Below are 16,863 nucleotides of genomic sequence, written 5' to 3'. Positions count from 1 at the left end.
AAAATCAGTTCAAACACGAAAGATTAAGGTTACACAATGGATATCATTGCATCTTACGGCACGGTATTAATTTTAATTGCCGCAGCAGTCGGCTTTTTTATGGCTTATGGTATTGGCGCAAACGACGTTGCCAACGCGATGGGTACATCAGTAGGTTCAAAAGCACTTACTATTAAACAAGCGATTTTTATCGCGATGATTTTTGAATTCGCAGGTGCTTATTTAGCCGGTGGTGAAGTAACATCAACAATTCGTAAAGGAATTATTGATGCTGCCCCATTTGCCGACATTCCTGAACTGATGGTTCTAGGTATGATCGCCTCTTTATTTGCCGCGGGCAGTTGGTTATTAATGGCCTCGTTTTTAGGCTGGCCGGTATCAACTACTCATTCAATCATTGGCGCGATCATTGGTTTTGCTCTTGTTGCTGTGGGCACCGAGGCTATTCAATGGGGTAAAGTTGCTGGTATTGTAGGTAGCTGGATTGTAACGCCGGCGATATCAGGTTTCATAGCTTACTTAATATTTATGAGTGCGCAAAAGCTGATTTTTGATACCGACGCTCCACTTAAAAATGCAAAGCGCTTTGTCCCAATATACATGGGTTTAGCTGGCTTTATTATGGCACTAGTGACCATTAAGAAAGGCTTAAAGCACATTGGTATTAATTTAGGTACTGTTGAAGGTTTTGCTATTTCTATTGGTATAGCGGTACTGGTTGCTGTTATCGGTAAAATTGCTATTTCTCGTTTAAATATCGATCCTAAAGCGGATAGAGAAATGCAGTTTAACAATGTAGAAAAAGTATTTGCGGTACTTATGGTACTAACCGCTTGTTGTATGGCATTTGCCCATGGTTCTAACGACGTTGCTAATGCAATTGGACCTCTAGCAGCAGTTGTAAACATTGTTGAAAACAACGGTGAAATTGCTAAGAAAGCGGCTATTGCTTGGTGGATATTACCACTAGGTGGTTTTGGTATTGTTGCCGGTCTTGCTATTTTAGGCAAAAAAGTAATTAAAACCATTGGTGAAGGTATTACTCATTTAACACCAAGCCGTGGTTTTGCTGCTGAATTAGCCGCTGCCTCTACCGTTGTTATAGCATCGGGCACAGGCTTACCTATCTCAACCACACAAACCCTAGTAGGCGCTGTGTTGGGTGTAGGTATGGCACGTGGTATTGCCGCACTAAATATGGGTGTAATAAGAAATATTGTAGTTTCTTGGGTAATTACATTGCCAGTTGGTGCTGCCCTTGCTATTGTTATTTTCTACGTACTAAGAACCGCTTTTGGGGTTTAATAAAAAGTACTTAAAAGACTTTTAGCTTGAAAAGATCTCAATGCCCTTGGTGTTGGGGTCTTTTTATTTGTGGAAAGAAAAATGACCAATCTCCCTAGTATTAAACAGCTGCAGTATTTATTAGCTGTACATCAACATCAACATTTTGGCCGAGCAGCAAGTGCCTGCTTTATTGGTCAGTCAACGCTCAGTACTGCGATTCAAAACCTAGAGGAGACTTTAGGATGTCAGCTTATAGAGCGAGAAAATCGCAGCCTAATGTTTACCACTATTGGTGAAGAGGTGGTTGAGCGTTCAAGAAAAATAATCAACGATACTATTAGTTTAAAAGAGTTAACTAAAAGCTTTTTAACACCGCTTAGTGGCACATTAACGGTAGGTGTTATTCCTACTATTGCAAGCTTTATTGCAGCGCCTTTGTATCACTTTTGTCAGCAAGTATTTGTAGATTTAGAGTTGGTATTAATTGAAGACACCAGCGATAAGTTGCTTGATAAGTTAGAGCATGGGCAAATTGATTTAGCATTATTAGCGCTGCCTTACGAAACTGATAAATTTCATACCCAAGTATTAGCACAAGATCACTTTAGTTTAGTGCACCATAAAGATTACACGCCAGCCAAAGGCATTGAAGACTTTAATTTATTACCAGAAGCCAGTGTATTTTTACTTGAGCGAGAGCATTGTATGACAGGGCATGCGCTCAGTGCGTGCCATTTAAATCGCTCTAGCTGTATAAATCCCTTTGAGGCGGCTAGCTTACATACTTTATTGAGTATGGTTGAGTATAAACTTGGCGTGACGTTTTTGCCGCAAATGGCGATTAATGCAGGTATTTTAGAAAACAAAAACATGCTAGCTACGCCATCGCAAGGTGATGCCTATCGCGATATTGGTGTATTGTGGCGTAAAACAACAGGGCGCATTCGTGACTTTAAATTGTTTAGCCAACAATTAGAGGTCTTTTTGAAAAAGCAGTGTAGTGTTGATTTTAAATAGGTAAAAAAAGCGTATTTTAATTAATACGCTAAATAACACGGGGAATTATAGAGGCTGCTTATGCTGGCTGTGGTAGCTCTCTAGCGGCGGTAAAAATAGTAAGTAAACCCATACAACAACATTAAAGTACGGGACTAGCCCAAGCACTGTGAAGGTTTTTACAGGGTAGCCTTTAATCTGGGCATACTTGTAACATTGAAGCGCAATAGCAAAGTGTATAAACAATAATAACGTGATTAGTTGCGTCATAAACGTCCTCCTTATGCCCCTATGTCCACCTTTAACAGTATAGACATCTAGACGATAAGAAATAAAGATGTCACGTAAAATCAAGGTAATCACTTAATTTTCATGACATTGTGCTGCCGATAAGCAAAGTATAGGTTAGATGGGCAAATTTGAAAGTAATAAATTGCTTAAATTTGTTTATTAATGTTTATAGTGACGTGAGGGTGTCTTGATAAAAAATAGGGTTGTTTTTAATTTTCTCTAACTCAATCAGTACCTTGTCAATTGGTACAGGGCGAGCAATAAAGTAGCCTTGCCCATAGTCGATACCAATTTCTTTAAGTGCAAAAAATACTTCTGCGGTTTCTACATATTCAGCAACAGAGCGCTTATCTAGTGAGCGACTGATGTCATTTATGGCTTTCACTAGCGCTAAATCAATGGAGTCATTGAGCATATCGCGAACAAATGAGCCGTCAATTTTTACGTGTTGGGCTGGTAATTGTTTAAGGTAATTAAATGTACTGAAGCCGGTGCCAAAGTCATCAATTGAAAAGTGGCAACCTAAATTATTTAGTCGTTCAATCATTTTTCGTGTCGCCGCTAAATTATTAATACTGGCCGATTCGGTTATTTCAAAAATAATTTTCGCAGGAGACACTTGATACTTCTCAAGGGTCGACTCTATTAATGGCAGCAAACGTTCATCTAAAAATGATTGTGCCGATAAGTTTATTGCAATCTGAAGAAGCTCTGGATGTGCAGCAACACTCGCAATGCTGTTACGAATAACACATTGGTCCATTAAAAAGGTATCGTTGAGCATTTCCAATGAGGGAATAAATTGATTAGGGTAAATAAGTTCGTCGTCTAGCTTTAACCTTAGCAGTACTTCAAAGTAGGCAACCTGATTTGTTTTAAAATCCCAAATGGGTTGATAATGAAGCTCTATACTGTCTTGTTGGAGTGCTTGACGTACCCCATGGCCCCACTCTAAACCCGTTTGCAGCGCATTGTTCTCACCATCTTGTTTTGAATAACAGTGTACTAAGTTACGGCCTAAATTTTTAGCAATATATAACGCAATATCTGACTGCTTTAAGCATTCATTTGGATCGCAGTTATCAGCGGTAATTTGGGTTAAACCAATCGAGCAACTAATTGAATAGATTTGCTCTTCAGATTTAAATTGGTTGCCTTCAATGGCACTACAAATCCCTTCTGCAATTAAATGTGCATCCAATAAATTGGTATTTTTAAGTATCACCGCAAACTCATCGCCACCGACACGGCAGATTAGATGCTCATTACTAATATTGGCAATAAATAGCTGCGCTACTTCTTTTAAAACAATGTCACCTTGTTGGTGGCCTTTACTGTCATTTATTATTTTAAAGTGGTCAAGGTCAATATAAATAAGCGCATGTTCAATATTTGTATGGGTGTTTTCGCTCTGGCAAATATAGTTAAGCTGTTGGTCAAAATAATAACGGTTGTGTAGTCCTGTTAAGGTGTCATGCAGGGCTAAATGGCGCAATTGCAACTCTGCTTGTTTGCGCTCATGAATGTTATCGAGTGTGGCGGTGATAGTGGCGTTGTTGCTGCTATTTTTTATTAACTGAAGCCGACATTCTACCCACACTGAGTTACCATTTTTTTGGCTCAGCTTAACTTCTATTTTTTGTTTGTTCGCACCACCTTGTAAAATATCATCAATGGTTGATTGTAATGACTGTTTATGTTCAGTGGTACAAAATGCAGTGAGTGGTTGTTGTAAGGTCGACTTAACTCCAAAGCCGCTCAGAGATTCCCACGCAGGGTTTATAAAGCGAATATTCCCTTGTTGGTCTAGTTCAAGTACAACCGTGTTTAAGTGCAATAAAATACGCTGATGTGCTGAAAACAGGTCGCGATATTTTACTTCACTAATACTTAATTGCTGCACTTTGTTAGCAAACTCAGCATAGCTCACCATGAAGTCTTCACGACGCGCTGCATGATCACAGACTTTATTTAAAAATGAGGGATCGTAAGGGGCGCGAATAAAGTCGGTAACGCCAGAAAGTAATAACTGCTCAGCGTAATCAGCATCGTTTTTATCAATAATAGTAACAATGGCTTGCTGAGGGTTATGCTGCAAAATCTTTTCTACTAATTGATTTGAACTCTCAGCTTGTGCTGCAGTGGCATCAAGTAGCACGATAGCAAACGGCTGTTGATTATAGGCACTGAGCGCAGCTTTTTCGTTAGTAACATGAGTAATTGCAAAGTTTAGCTTTAACTGTTCACTCATATCATTTGCTCTGCTGGCAAAGGGTTCTAATAACAATAGGTTTAAGCGACTACTTTTTTCTAAATGGCTCGACAACACGTTTGCTAGTATTTGCGGCAATATATCTTGGCGTTCAAAAGGCAGCACCGCATCTATACCATAGCTACGTGCGGTAGTTTCGGCGATACGCTCACAATAAATGGGCGGAATAAGTAAAATAGGCGTATTTTTCGGCGTGTTAAGTAAACCAGAGCGGATCATACGTGAAAACCGCCAGCCATCAATTTTACCTACATCTAATCCGGTTATGATTATATTTACGCTTTGGTTCTTTAAGATTTTTAACGCATCTTGGCTGTCTGAGGCTTCAATAAACTCAAACACACTAAGCCTCTCCAGCGTGGCACGTATAGTCTGGCGCTCATCATTACTTGCATTTAATATTAGCAATTTAAGCTGTTTTGCCACTTAGGTACCACTCCGAGAAATGCAGATCGTAAAACTGTAAGAGTAATGATATTTAGTGCTAAGAACAAGCGTATTTATTATAGAGCGGCCTTAAATCTAACGATCAATCTTAAATATATTTGTAGTAATAATTGACTTAATTTAATAAATAAGTTTATTGAGCAATACCATTATAGTGTAATTTAGCACGTACCTTGTGGTTGTTTAAGTATAGATATACACTTGGCGCGATTTTAAATGATGTGGAATTCTAACAATGCGCGTAGCTGATTTTAGCTTTGACTTACCTGATGAATTAATTGCTCGTTTTCCTAAAGCAGACAGAACCAGTAGCCGTTTATTGAGCTTAGATGGGCCGAGCGGTGCTGTTGAGCATAAAATATTTAGTGACATTCTTGAACTGGTTAACGAAAACGACTTATTGGTTTTTAACAACACCAAAGTAATACCTGCGCGTATGTTTGGTCAAAAAGAATCAGGAGGTAAGGTTGAGGTGCTGGTAGAGCGTGTATTAGACGAACACCGGGTTCTTGCGCACATTCGTGCTAGTAAATCGCCAAAACCGGGCAATGTACTCATTTTAGAGGGCAAAGCAAAAGCCATTATGGTGGCACGCCACGATACGTTATTTGAGCTTGAGTTTGACCGCAGTGAAAATGTGCTCGACATTTTAAATGATGTTGGCCATATGCCGCTTCCTCCTTACATTGATCGCCCAGATAATGAAGCGGACCGAGAGCGATACCAAACAGTATATGGTGAAAAGCCAGGCGCCGTAGCTGCACCAACCGCAGGCCTTCATTTTGACGATAAACTCATGGCTGCGCTTGAAAATAAAGGCGTACAAATGGCGTTTGTTACCTTGCATGTTGGTGCAGGTACATTCCAGCCAGTTAGGGTTGAAAGTGTTGATGAGCACATCATGCACTCTGAATATATTGAAGTACCGCAAGCTGTGGTGGATGCGGTTGCAAACACTAAAGCTAAAGGCGGGCGTGTGATTGCGGTAGGTACAACTTCAGTTCGCTCACTAGAGTCGGCAGCAAAAATACATGGCGGCAAGTTAGATACTTACTTTGGTGATACCGATATTTTTATTTTCCCAGGTTATCAATTTAACGTTGTTGATGCCATGGTCACCAACTTCCATTTACCTGAATCAACCCTAATTATGCTGGTCAGTGCCTTTGCAGGGCAAGACAATATTATGGGTGCTTACAATACTGCGATTGAACAACAGTATCGCTTTTTTAGCTATGGCGATGCGATGTTTTTGACCCGTAAATAATTTACAGCGTTATCGGTTTTTATTTTACTCCTAAGCACAGTGAATTTATCACTGCTAATAGTAATAGGGTGGTAAAAAGGGTAGAATCGAGCGGTTAAATTATAGCTTGTTGGACTGTTTTTCCGACACAGAGGATATTATGAAATTTGAATTAGACTGCACCGATGGCAAAGCACGCCGCGGTCGCTTGATTTTTGACCGAGGTGTAATAGAAACACCAGCGTTTATGCCTGTAGGCACTTATGGCACGGTTAAAGGCATGACACCTGATGAAGTTAAAGCAACGGGTGCACAAATCTGTTTAGGCAATACATTTCACTTAATGTTGCGTCCAGGTACTGAAATCATCAAACAGCATGGTGATTTACACGATTTTATGAACTGGGACTTCCCAATTCTTACTGACTCAGGCGGTTTCCAAGTATTTAGCCTTGGCGCAATGCGTAAAATCACTGAAGAAGGCGTAATGTTCCAATCGCCAGTTAATGGTGATCAAATTATGATGTCGCCAGAGAAATCAATGGAAGTGCAGCGTGATCTTGGCTCAGATATCGTGATGATATTTGACGAATGTACGCCATATCCTGCCACTGAAAAAGAAGCCAAAGACTCTATGGAGCTTTCTCTTCGTTGGGCTAAGCGCTCAAAAGAAGGGCATGGCGACAACCCGTCAGCATTGTTTGGTATTATTCAAGGCGGTATGTATCCTGAGCTTCGTGCACAATCACAAGCGGGCCTTGAAAAGATTGGTTTTGATGGCTATGCACTTGGTGGTTTATCGGTTGGTGAACCTAAAAATGAAATGATTAATATTCTTGACCATTGTGCTTATAAAATGCCAGAAAACAAACCACGTTATTTAATGGGTGTAGGCAAGCCAGAAGACTTAGTTGAGTCGGTTCGTCGTGGTATTGATATGTTTGACTGTGTAATGCCAACGCGTAATGCACGTAATGGTCATTTATTTATTACAACGGGTACCATTAAAATCCGTAACGCAGTGCATAAAACAGATACTGGTCCACTTGATCCAGAGTGTGATTGCCATACCTGTAAAAATTATTCGCGTGCCTACTTGCATCATTTAGACAAATGTAACGAAATTTTGGGTGCACGACTAAACACTATCCATAACTTACGATACTATCAACGTGTTATGGAAGGTTTGCGTAATGCTATTAGCGAAGGTCAACTAGAGACATTTGTCCACGATTTTTACGCTCGCCGAGGCCAAGAAGTGCCAGAGCTAGCTGATACAACAAATTAAAATTTAAAAATTAAAGAGGAAGTATTATGAGTTTATTTATTTCAAACGCGCATGCAAGCGCTGGTGCACCTGCTGCAGGCGGCGGTATGGAAATGCTAATTATGTTAGCGATTTTTGGTTTGGTTTTTTACTTTTTAATTTACCGCCCACAAGCAAAGCGCGTAAAAGAGCATAAAAGCTTAATGAGCGCGATGGCAAAAGGCGATGAAGTGCTAACCCAAGGTGGTTTAGTGGGTAAAATCGTAAAAATTGCTGAAGATAAAGACTTCATCGTGATCTCATTAAATGAGCAAGCAGAAGTAACAGTACAAAAATCAGCAGTATCTGCTGTATTGCCTAAAGGCACAATGAAGTCGCTATAAAAATAATAAGGACGACCCCGTGTTAAACAAGTTTCCAATTTGGAAGTATTTACTTGTTTTAGCTGTGTTAGCCATTGGCCTTTTATATGCTTCACCAAACCTGTATGGCCGCGATCCGGCCATACAGGTTTCTGGCGCTAAAGGCACCGATGTTGACCTCAGTGTTGTAGACAAAGTAAACGCAATCCTCAAAAAAGATAACGTAAGCGCTAAATCGACAAAGCTCGAAGATGGGCAAATTCTTGTTCGTTTTAAAAATGTTGAAGACCAACTAAAAGCACAAGACTTACTGCGTAACTCGCTAAGTAACGATTATATCTCAGCGATTAATATGGCTCCTGCACAACCGGCTTGGTTAAAGTCGTTGGGCGGTAATCCTATGAAGTTAGGCCTAGATTTAAGTGGTGGTGTACATTTCACCATGGAAATCGATATGGTCACTGCGGTGGATAATCAGTTAGAGCAAATGGAGCAAGATTTTCGTAGCGACCTGCGCGAAGAAAAACTACGTTATCGTAGTGTGCGCCGTGTAGCTGGTTCTGAGCGCATGCGTGTAGAAATGCGTAACGAAGAAGATAAAGACGCTGCAGAGCGCTTTTTAGAAAGCCGTTACCCATTAAACGTTTACATTGATGATAGCAGTAACGATAACGCATTCTTTGCCACTATGAGTGAGCTAAAGCTAAAAGAAATTCGTGACTATGCTATCAAGCAAAACGAAACTATTATTCGTAACCGTATCAACCAAATTGGGGTTGCAGAGCCAAACGTACAGCGTCAAGGTGCTGAACGTATTATTGTGCAATTACCAGGGATTCAAGATACCGCTCGCGCTAAAGAAATTTTAGGTGCTACGGCAACGCTTGAGTTTCGTGAGGTTGACGAAAATGCTGACATAGGCGCCGCTGCTCAAGGTCGTATCCCACCGGGTACTGAAATGATCATGAGCCGTGATGGTTATCCTGTGGTACTAAAAAAACGCATTATTCTTGAAGGCAGCCATATTACCGGTGCGCAGTCAGGTGCAGATGAGTACCAGCGTCCACAAGTAAGCATTAAACTCGATAGTAAAGGTGGGGCAAAAATGAATGCCTTTACCAAGCGTGCTATCGGTAAACGTATGGCTACCGTGTTTATTGAATACAAGCCATCAGGTAAAAAAGACAGTGACGGTAAAGCACTTCCGCCAATTAAAGTGGAAGAAGTTATTAACGTAGCAACCATTCAAGCGCGTCTTGACCGTTCATTCCGCATTACCGGTATTGATAACCCAGCTGAAGCACATAACTTAAGTTTACTACTTCGCGCGGGTGCACTGGTTGCGCCTATTCAAATTGTAGAAGAACGTACGGTTGGGCCAAGCCTAGGTCAAGAAAACATTGAAGCAGGTATGACCGCTGTAGCTCTTGGCTTTGCGTTTGTACTGGCCTTTATGCTTATTTACTACAAAGGTTTTGGCCTTGTTGCGAATATTGCACTGGCTGCCAACTTAGTACTTATTATTGGTGTAATGTCGTTAATTCCAGGTGCAACGCTTACCCTACCGGGTATAGCTGGTATTGTACTGACTGTTGGTATGGCAGTTGATGCGAACGTACTTATATTTGAGCGTATTCGTGAAGAGTTAGCCGATGGCCGCAGCCCTCAACAAGCGGTTCATTTTGGTTACGATAGCGCCTTTAGTACTATTTTTGATGCCAATATCACCACATTAATTGCGGCGATTATCTTGTTTGCTGTTGGTACCGGTCCTGTTGCAGGTTTTGCGGTAACCCTAGCAATTGGTATTTTAACCTCTATGTTTACAGCAATTATAGGTACCCGTGCGGTGATCAACCTATTTATTGGTGGCAAACGTGTTGATAAACTTTCAATTTAAGGAGCAGACATGCAAATTTTAAGATTGGGCGGAAAAACCCTTCGTTTCATGTCTCTTCGAAAAGTGGCAATGGGCTTTTCTACGTTATTAATTATAGCGTCGCTGGCGTCACTTTTTGTTAAAGGCTTAAATTTCGGTTTAGATTTTACTGGCGGTACAGCGGTTGAGGTGGGTTTTTCGCAACCTGCCGATCTGAAAAAAGTACGTAATGTACTGGCTGAAAATGATTTTGCTGATGCATCGGTACAGCTTTTTGGCTCAAGCCAAGAGATACTGGTTCGTTTAGCCCCTCGTGGTGATGATGTAAAAGCAGAGGTAATTGGTAACCAAGTAATTGCTGCACTTAAACAAGCCGATGATAGCGTAGTAATGCGCCGCATTGAGTTTGTAGGCCCAAGCGTAGGTGAAGACTTAAAAGAGCAGGGTGGCCTTGCCATGTTAACTGCACTTATTTGTATCTTAATTTATGTGGCGTTTCGCTTTGAATGGCGTTTTGCTGTGGGCGCAGTTGGCGCGCTTTTACACGATGTAATCATTACGATTGGTTTATTCTCGGTGCTTGGTTTAGAGTTTGACTTAACTATTTTGGCAGCAATACTTGCCGTGATAGGTTACTCACTAAACGATACCATTGTTGTATCAGACCGTATTCGTGAAAACTTCCGCAAAGTGCGCATTGACGACACGATTGAAATTATTGATATCTCGCTTACGCAAACACTTAACCGTACCTTAGTAACCTCAATCACTACTATTTTAGTACTGATTGCGTTATTTGTATGGGGCGGTCAAACCATTCATGGCTTTGCTACTGCACTGCTATTTGGTGTATTTATTGGTACTTACTCTTCAGTTTACGTTGCCAGCTCGGTGGCTATTGCCATGGGCGTAAGTAAAGAAGATTTAATACCAGAAGTGATTGAAAAAGAAGGCGCTGATTTAGATCCAATGCCTTAATTGAGATTGAACTATTCTTAAAACAAAACCGCTCCTAGTGAGCGGTTTTTTATTGCCTCCTAGATAAGTCACATAATAGTCATACTCAGTTGGTATTTTATTGCTCTTATTAAATTTTTATTTGAGCTAGTAGTGACTGAGCAACGACAAGTCTTAGAATCAATTTTACAACAAGGAGCAATAACAACCTTGTTCCAACCTATTTTCGATATAGCTAAGCAATCTATTATTGGGTATGAAGCGCTTAGCCGTGGCCCTAAAAATGGTACGTTAGCCATGCCAAATAAGCTATTCGAAGCAGCTCATAAATACCAATTGATTTCAGAGCTTGAGCTTTTATACCGTTCTCGCGCCATTGAAAATTTTGTAAAACTCAGTCTGCAAGGGAAGTTATTTTTAAATGTCAGCCCAAAGATTCTACTCGATCCGAGCCACCCTAAAGGCGAAACCTTACATTTAATTGAACAGTTTGGTCTTGCTGCCAATCGAGTGGTGATTGAAGTAACAGAACAAGAAAAAGTAGATGATGGCTTTTTACTGTTAAAAACCATCGCTCATTATCGAGAGCTGGGCTTTACTATTGCTATTGACGATCTCGGTGCAGGTTATTCAGGACTAAAGCAATGGTCGCAGTTATGCCCAGATATTGTAAAAATTGATCGTTACTTTATTGATCATTGCGATCAAAGCGAAGTTAAAAAAGAATTTCTAAAATCAATTATGGTGTTAGCACGGGCAACAAATACAGCGGTGATTGCAGAGGGAATTGAACGTTCCGAAGAGCTAGATTTAGTTAAAAGTATAGGCATAAGTTATGTTCAGGGGTTCTTTTTAGAAAGACCGAGTCAACAGCCAAGCTATGACTACAACTGTAAACAGTTACAATCGCTCACTTCGACCCAAGCCGCCTCAAAGTTTGAACAATCAATGGCAATAGGTGTGCTTGCTGTTGCTCAGCCTGCTATTAGCAGTCATACGCGTTGTAAAGAAGCTCATGCACTTTTTGAGCAAGACAAAAGCATAATTAGCTTACCGGTATTAAATAGCAGTCAGCAGCCAATAGGATTGTTACACAAAGATCAGCTAACAGAAGTGTTTGCCGCGCCTTATGGGCATGCACTTTATGATAAATGTGAAGTCACTGAGTTAATGGATAAACAACCTTTAGTGGTTGATGAAAATCAAATGCTTGATATTGTCTCCCAGCAAATAACAGAGCAAGACTTTGATATTCGTCGCCATATTGTTATCACCTGCAACAATAAGTATTTAGGCTTGGCACCGCTCAGAGACATACTAAAGCACATTACAGCAGAAAAAATCCGCCACGCTCAACATGCTAATCCTTTGACCATGTTACCGGGTAATGTGGCAATTAGTGAGGTAATAGAGCAGCGTCTGCAACATAAACAGCCATTTTCACTAGCCTATATCGATTTAAATCACTTTAAACAATTTAACGATTTGTATGGCTATGCCAGTGGTGACAGCGTAATAAAACTTCTGGCCGATGTGACTGTAAAAGCGTGTGCGCACAGCGCTAACTTTGTCGGGCATATTGGCGGCGATGACTTTATGGTGGTGTTTGAAAAAAAAGATGCGGTGGAGGTTTGTAATACTATTATCTCGCAATTTGAACTACAGTCACGCGTGTTTTTTACGCCAGAGCATATTGCTGGAAAAGGGTATTGGGCAACTAATCGAGAGGGCGAAAAGCAGTTTGTACCTTTACTTACATTATCGATAGGTTTAGTTGAGCCTGATCTGCAGCAGTGTAAAAATAGTCATCAAGTAGCGGCATTAGCGACAGATGCTAAAAAAGAAGCAAAACGTTATCGTCACAGCTACTTATTTATATGTAATCGAAGAAGGCCTGCTCCCGCTATTGTACGTTTATCCAATAGTAAAAAAAGTGGCTAACAAAAAGCAAAAAAGGAGCCTAAGCTCCTTTTTTTAGTACGTAATTACGATTAACGTAATAACGATTCAGATAATACTGGGCGCATTTCACGAACAATTGCCTGTGTTAGCTTAGGTGCACCACAGATTACGTTACCGCTCACGTTGTAGTTATTACCGCCAGCAAAATCAATAATCATACCGCCAGCTTCTTTAACTAATAGCTCGCCTGCTGCTGTATCCCAAGGTTTTAAACCAATTTCAAAAAAGCCATCAACACGACCCGCTGCAACATACGCCATATCTAGCGAAGCAGAGCCTGCACGACGAATATCAGCTGTATGAACAAATAACGCTTTAAACGCTTCAGAGTATGCATCTAAGTGATGTTTTTGTTTGAAAGGAAAACCTGTAGCAAGAACAGAACCAGCAAGTTCAACAGTTTTAGATACACGTAAACGTTTGCTGTTTAACTGTGCGCCTTGACCGCGAGAAGCAGTGAAAAGCTCGCCACGAATTGGATCGTAAATTACGGCTTGGTCTAAACGACCTTTAACTTTAAGTGCAATAGATACTGCGAAATGAGGGATACCCTTGATGAAGTTAGTTGTGCCATCAAGTGGGTCAACAATCCATTGGTAATCAGCATCCTTACCTTTGTGTTCGCCTAACTCTTCACCAACGATGCAGTGATCAGGGTAAGAACGTAAAATAGTGTCACGAATTACGGCTTCGGCTTCTTTATCAATGTTAGTAACTAAATCGTTGGTGCCTTTTTGTTGCACTTCAACTTTTGATAAGTCTTCACTTGCACGAAGAATAAGTTTGCCTGCGTTACGCGCAGCGCGAACCGCAATGTTTAACATTGGATGCATGGTATTACCTTTGGGTTGTAAAAGAACGTTTATATATTTAAGCCGGCGTATTTTAGCGGTTTTTGCCATAAAGTAAACCATAAAGCCTAAATACTTATGAGTGTTTTTTGTACAAGTATGATCTTTCGATATATTTATCGAAATAAAAACAAGCAATAAATTTGTAAATTAGCGCTTTACCTAAAGTGAGCTTGAGGTTTTATGATGTTCTATATTCAATTAACAGGAAGAAAATTATGAAATTAGAACACGTAAATTTAGTTGTCAGTGATATAAACGCCATGCTTAAGTTTTACCAAGCAGCGTTTCCCTATTGGTCAATTAGAAGTGAGGGAGAAGGAACCTGGTATGGTAAAGCAAGGCGCTGGGTACATTTTGGTGATAACGATCAATATATTGCTATAAGCGATCACGGTGAAGGGAAAAACCGTGACTTATCAGGGCATCAAATTGGTTTGGCACACTTTGCTTATATAACCAATAACTTAAATGCAGTAATAGCGCGCCTAAAGCATGCGGGCTTTGAAATAAGTAAGCAAGGCGCTGTAAATCCATTTAGAAAGAACATTTATTATATTGATCCCGCAGGGTTTGAGGTTGAGTTTGTAGAGTACATGAGTGATGTACCTAGTGAGCGAAATAACGACTTATAATATGAATGAAGCCAACAATTTTGGCTTCATTAAATGTTTAGCATATTTAATAATGTTTACCATTCATGCCAAGTTGAGTTTTCAGATCATTTGCAAAGCTAATAAATTTTTCTTTAATAGTGCGCTTAACTTTAACTTCCACAGAGCCTAAAACAGTTTTTCCTTCAATTTGAATCGTTGGCCCTTGGCGTTTATTGAGTGAAACTGTTTTATTTTCAAAACTGCCTAAAATACAAAACATTTTAGAAACTACATTAACGTGCTCAGGTACATATATTTCTTCGCTGCCAAGGTAACAATTAACGTGAATAGTGACATGTTGGTGGGTAAAAATAGCATCCGTAAAATCAAGATTGATTGACCCCATGTAGTTTTCTATATAAATTTTTTGAGGCACTACCCATTGGCCGCTTCGTTCACTTGAACCAAGAATGCTTCTTAATGTGAGTGGCTCTTCACTCCCCTCATGCTGCGCACTATAATTAGGTGCAAACTGCGAGTGCTTTTGTGCCTTATATTGCTGATCAGTATTTAAGGTTAAATCTTCAACAAGGGCCATAAGCGCGTTATTGTTACTCGCTGCCATTGCATCGTCTAAGCGCCTTTCAAATGCTTCTACAGAAATGACACCATGGCTGTAATTATAAATGAGTTGATCAATTACTTGCTCACGAACTTGCTCGATAGGGCGGTCTTCAATTTTAACAGACATTTAAATTATCCTTTTAAGGTTGCTGGCTATTTCAGAGCAAGCCTTATACCAAATATTAATTTATTTAAAATCAGTGCTTTATGTTTTTTGTTTCTTCACTCTTTATTATATTAACGACAGATTAACCAAATATACAATTATTTAGTAAGTTTCGCTATTCGAGAAAGTTTTACGCAATGGTCTGTAAATGTTTACTTTGTAGGTTTAAGTCAGTATTGACTTATTTTTACTAAATCATTGAAATTTATATGTAAAAAACATTGGCCCGATGTTCGCATTAGTTAAAGTGTCTTTAATCAAATGGAGAACGATTATGAAAACATTTAATAAGTCTATGATTGCAGCCCTAGTATTAGGAACAACCGCAATGGGTGCTCAAGCAAGCAGTTGGGAAAACGAAAGCAAAGATGCTTGGATTGATGGAAAGGCAGAAACAGTACTGCTGATGAACACCAATCTAAACAACTTTGATATCAACACGGACGTAAAAAACGGCAAGGTAATGCTAACAGGTAAAGTAAACAGCGACGTAGATAAAGAACTTGCTGAAGAACTCGTGCTAAGCCTAGATGGTGTAACTGACGTTGAAAACAGTCTAACTGTGGTAAAAAACACCGACATGAAGAAGCATGATTCTAAAATGATGGGTAACGACACGGAGAGTGATTTGACCGATGCCAAAATCACAACAGTTATCACAACGCGTTACTTATTTGATTCTGAAGTAGGTGGTACAGACATTGATGTTGATACCGATAATGGTGTAGTAACTCTTAAAGGTTCAGTTGAGTCTGATGCTGAAAAGCAATTAGCGATGGAAATTGCTAAAAACGCAGAAGATGTTCGCGAAGTAGTTGATGAATTAACTGTTATTGCAGAATAATACACTATACTGAAAGCCCAGCCCTGCTGGGCTTTTTGCTTTGCTAACATTATAAGGATTAAATTATGGATATCATCAGAATTATTTTTTCTATTTTATTACCACCACTGGGTGTATTTTTACAGGTGGGGTTAGGGATGCACTTTTGGTTAAATATTTTGCTAACCTTGCTCGGCTATTTCCCAGGACTAATTCATGCGATTTATATTATCGCCAAAAAATAACGCCATATCGCAGTAATACATTTAATACTGAGTTGCTAATTGCCATCGTAAGGTATGTGTATTAGTTACTCAGACTACTATTATTTAATGAGTTCGTTTCCTCGAAGTCACCATCAATAAATCTAAAAGCCTACTATTTGAGCAGTTAGCCCCTTGATTGTTAAAATAAAGCTTTTTGCTAGTGACAAGCCCCTAAAAACTTTTTATACTGCAACCCGCTTTAGTCGCTCTGTGGCTAAACGCTTCAAAAATTAACTGCTTACAGTTATACAAAAATGGCCCCTTAGCTCAGTTGGTTAGAGCACACGACTCATAATCGTTAGGTCCCCAGTTCGAGTCTGGGAGGGGCCACCACTTTTCAAAGCTTTCCAAGTAAATAGAAACTCATTTTCCTAGTTTATAAAATTCATTTTTATTATTTCTATCGTATTTTTCACCAGTGCACTGATTTTTGTATTAATTCTATTGAATACATTGCAATAAGCACAGTTGAATCTACTATTAAAGTGTTATGGGGTTTTATTATAAAAATCTTTAATTAGTAACCTCTAATATCGCTACTGTTAATTGTGTGCAGTATATAAAATATCGC

Annotated in this window: 15 protein-coding genes and 1 tRNA gene; 12 read left to right on the top strand and 4 right to left on the bottom strand. The window is 39.7% G+C overall.

Translation table 11 applies throughout. From position 1 onward, the window contains the following. The first annotated feature begins 36 nt into the window (after positions 1-36). A complete protein-coding gene (locus tag AC0VZ5_RS13990; RefSeq protein WP_138606597.1) occupies positions 37-1,305 on the top strand; it encodes an inorganic phosphate transporter in 1,269 nt (422 codons plus the stop codon). An 81-nt stretch (positions 1,306-1,386) separates the two neighbouring features. Continuing rightward, the gene (locus tag AC0VZ5_RS13985) at positions 1,387-2,304 is read left to right on the top strand and encodes a hydrogen peroxide-inducible genes activator (RefSeq protein WP_138606595.1); all 918 of its coding nucleotides are present in this window, start codon (positions 1,387-1,389) and stop codon (positions 2,302-2,304) included. A gap of 45 nt (positions 2,305-2,349) precedes the next feature. On the opposite strand, the gene AC0VZ5_RS13980 is transcribed toward AC0VZ5_RS13985, so the two are convergent. Both AC0VZ5_RS13980 and AC0VZ5_RS13975 read right to left on the bottom strand, forming a co-directional pair. After that, a complete protein-coding gene (locus tag AC0VZ5_RS13980; RefSeq protein WP_010391740.1) occupies positions 2,350-2,553 on the bottom strand; it encodes a hypothetical protein in 204 nt (67 codons plus the stop codon). Between the two features lie 187 nt (positions 2,554-2,740). Further along, on the bottom strand, positions 2,741-5,272 hold the full coding sequence (locus AC0VZ5_RS13975) for an EAL domain-containing protein (RefSeq protein WP_198523733.1): 2,532 nt from the start codon (positions 5,270-5,272) through the stop codon (positions 2,741-2,743). Positions 5,273-5,528: 256 nt separating this feature from the next. On the opposite strand from AC0VZ5_RS13975, the gene queA reads away from it, so the two are divergent. From queA to AC0VZ5_RS13945, 6 genes are all read left to right on the top strand, one after another. After that, positions 5,529-6,560 (top strand): tRNA preQ1(34) S-adenosylmethionine ribosyltransferase-isomerase QueA, encoded by a 1,032-nt coding sequence (gene queA / locus AC0VZ5_RS13970; protein ID WP_138606589.1) that lies wholly within the window; start codon positions 5,529-5,531, stop codon positions 6,558-6,560. A 139-nt stretch (positions 6,561-6,699) separates the two neighbouring features. Further along, a complete protein-coding gene (gene tgt / locus AC0VZ5_RS13965; RefSeq protein WP_475473328.1) occupies positions 6,700-7,827 on the top strand; it encodes a tRNA guanosine(34) transglycosylase Tgt in 1,128 nt (375 codons plus the stop codon). A 26-nt stretch (positions 7,828-7,853) separates the two neighbouring features. Next, positions 7,854-8,189 (top strand): preprotein translocase subunit YajC, encoded by a 336-nt coding sequence (gene yajC / locus AC0VZ5_RS13960; RefSeq protein ID WP_010391747.1) that lies wholly within the window; start codon positions 7,854-7,856, stop codon positions 8,187-8,189. Between the two features lie 19 nt (positions 8,190-8,208). Then, positions 8,209-10,068, top strand: coding sequence for a protein translocase subunit SecD (secD, locus tag AC0VZ5_RS13955; protein WP_475473326.1), 1,860 nt, complete (start codon positions 8,209-8,211; stop codon positions 10,066-10,068). A 9-nt stretch (positions 10,069-10,077) separates the two neighbouring features. Further along, entirely contained in the window at positions 10,078-11,025 is a 948-nt protein-coding gene (secF, locus tag AC0VZ5_RS13950) for a protein translocase subunit SecF (RefSeq protein ID WP_008466355.1), read from the top strand. Between the two features lie 132 nt (positions 11,026-11,157). Next, positions 11,158-12,945, top strand: a complete 1,788-nt coding sequence (locus AC0VZ5_RS13945; RefSeq protein WP_475473323.1) for an EAL domain-containing protein — start codon at positions 11,158-11,160, stop codon at positions 12,943-12,945. 50 nt (positions 12,946-12,995) lie between these two features. Here the strand turns inward: AC0VZ5_RS13945 and suhB are convergent, their stop codons facing one another. Further along, on the bottom strand, positions 12,996-13,799 hold the full coding sequence (gene suhB, locus AC0VZ5_RS13940) for an inositol-1-monophosphatase (RefSeq protein ID WP_475473322.1): 804 nt from the start codon (positions 13,797-13,799) through the stop codon (positions 12,996-12,998). Between the two features lie 236 nt (positions 13,800-14,035). Here suhB and AC0VZ5_RS13935 point away from each other — a divergent pair, with 236 nt between their 5' ends. Beyond that, positions 14,036-14,452 carry a VOC family protein gene (locus tag AC0VZ5_RS13935; protein WP_178956650.1) on the top strand — a complete coding sequence of 139 codons (417 nt, stop codon included), beginning with the start codon at positions 14,036-14,038 and terminating at the stop codon, positions 14,450-14,452. A gap of 46 nt (positions 14,453-14,498) precedes the next feature. Here the strand turns inward: AC0VZ5_RS13935 and AC0VZ5_RS13930 are convergent, their stop codons facing one another. Continuing rightward, on the bottom strand, positions 14,499-15,164 hold the full coding sequence (locus AC0VZ5_RS13930) for a LiaF domain-containing protein (protein WP_138606579.1): 666 nt from the start codon (positions 15,162-15,164) through the stop codon (positions 14,499-14,501). A 313-nt stretch (positions 15,165-15,477) separates the two neighbouring features. On the opposite strand from AC0VZ5_RS13930, the gene AC0VZ5_RS13925 reads away from it, so the two are divergent. The 3 genes from AC0VZ5_RS13925 to AC0VZ5_RS13915 all read left to right on the top strand — a co-directional run bounded on the left by AC0VZ5_RS13925 (position 15,478) and on the right by AC0VZ5_RS13915 (position 16,625). Continuing rightward, on the top strand, positions 15,478-16,047 hold the full coding sequence (locus tag AC0VZ5_RS13925; RefSeq protein ID WP_138606577.1) for a BON domain-containing protein: 570 nt from the start codon (positions 15,478-15,480) through the stop codon (positions 16,045-16,047). 65 nt (positions 16,048-16,112) lie between these two features. Further along, positions 16,113-16,271, top strand: coding sequence for a YqaE/Pmp3 family membrane protein (locus AC0VZ5_RS13920; protein ID WP_008466367.1), 159 nt, complete (start codon positions 16,113-16,115; stop codon positions 16,269-16,271). 277 nt (positions 16,272-16,548) lie between these two features. Then, positions 16,549-16,625 (top strand) — tRNA-Ile (locus tag AC0VZ5_RS13915). The last annotated feature ends 238 nt before the right edge of the window (positions 16,626-16,863 follow it).

This window comes from Pseudoalteromonas sp. QJM3NY_12 (assembly GCF_056173165.1).
The sequence above is the reverse complement of the archived record's forward strand: the minus strand, read 5'-3'. Positions and strand labels throughout refer to the sequence as shown.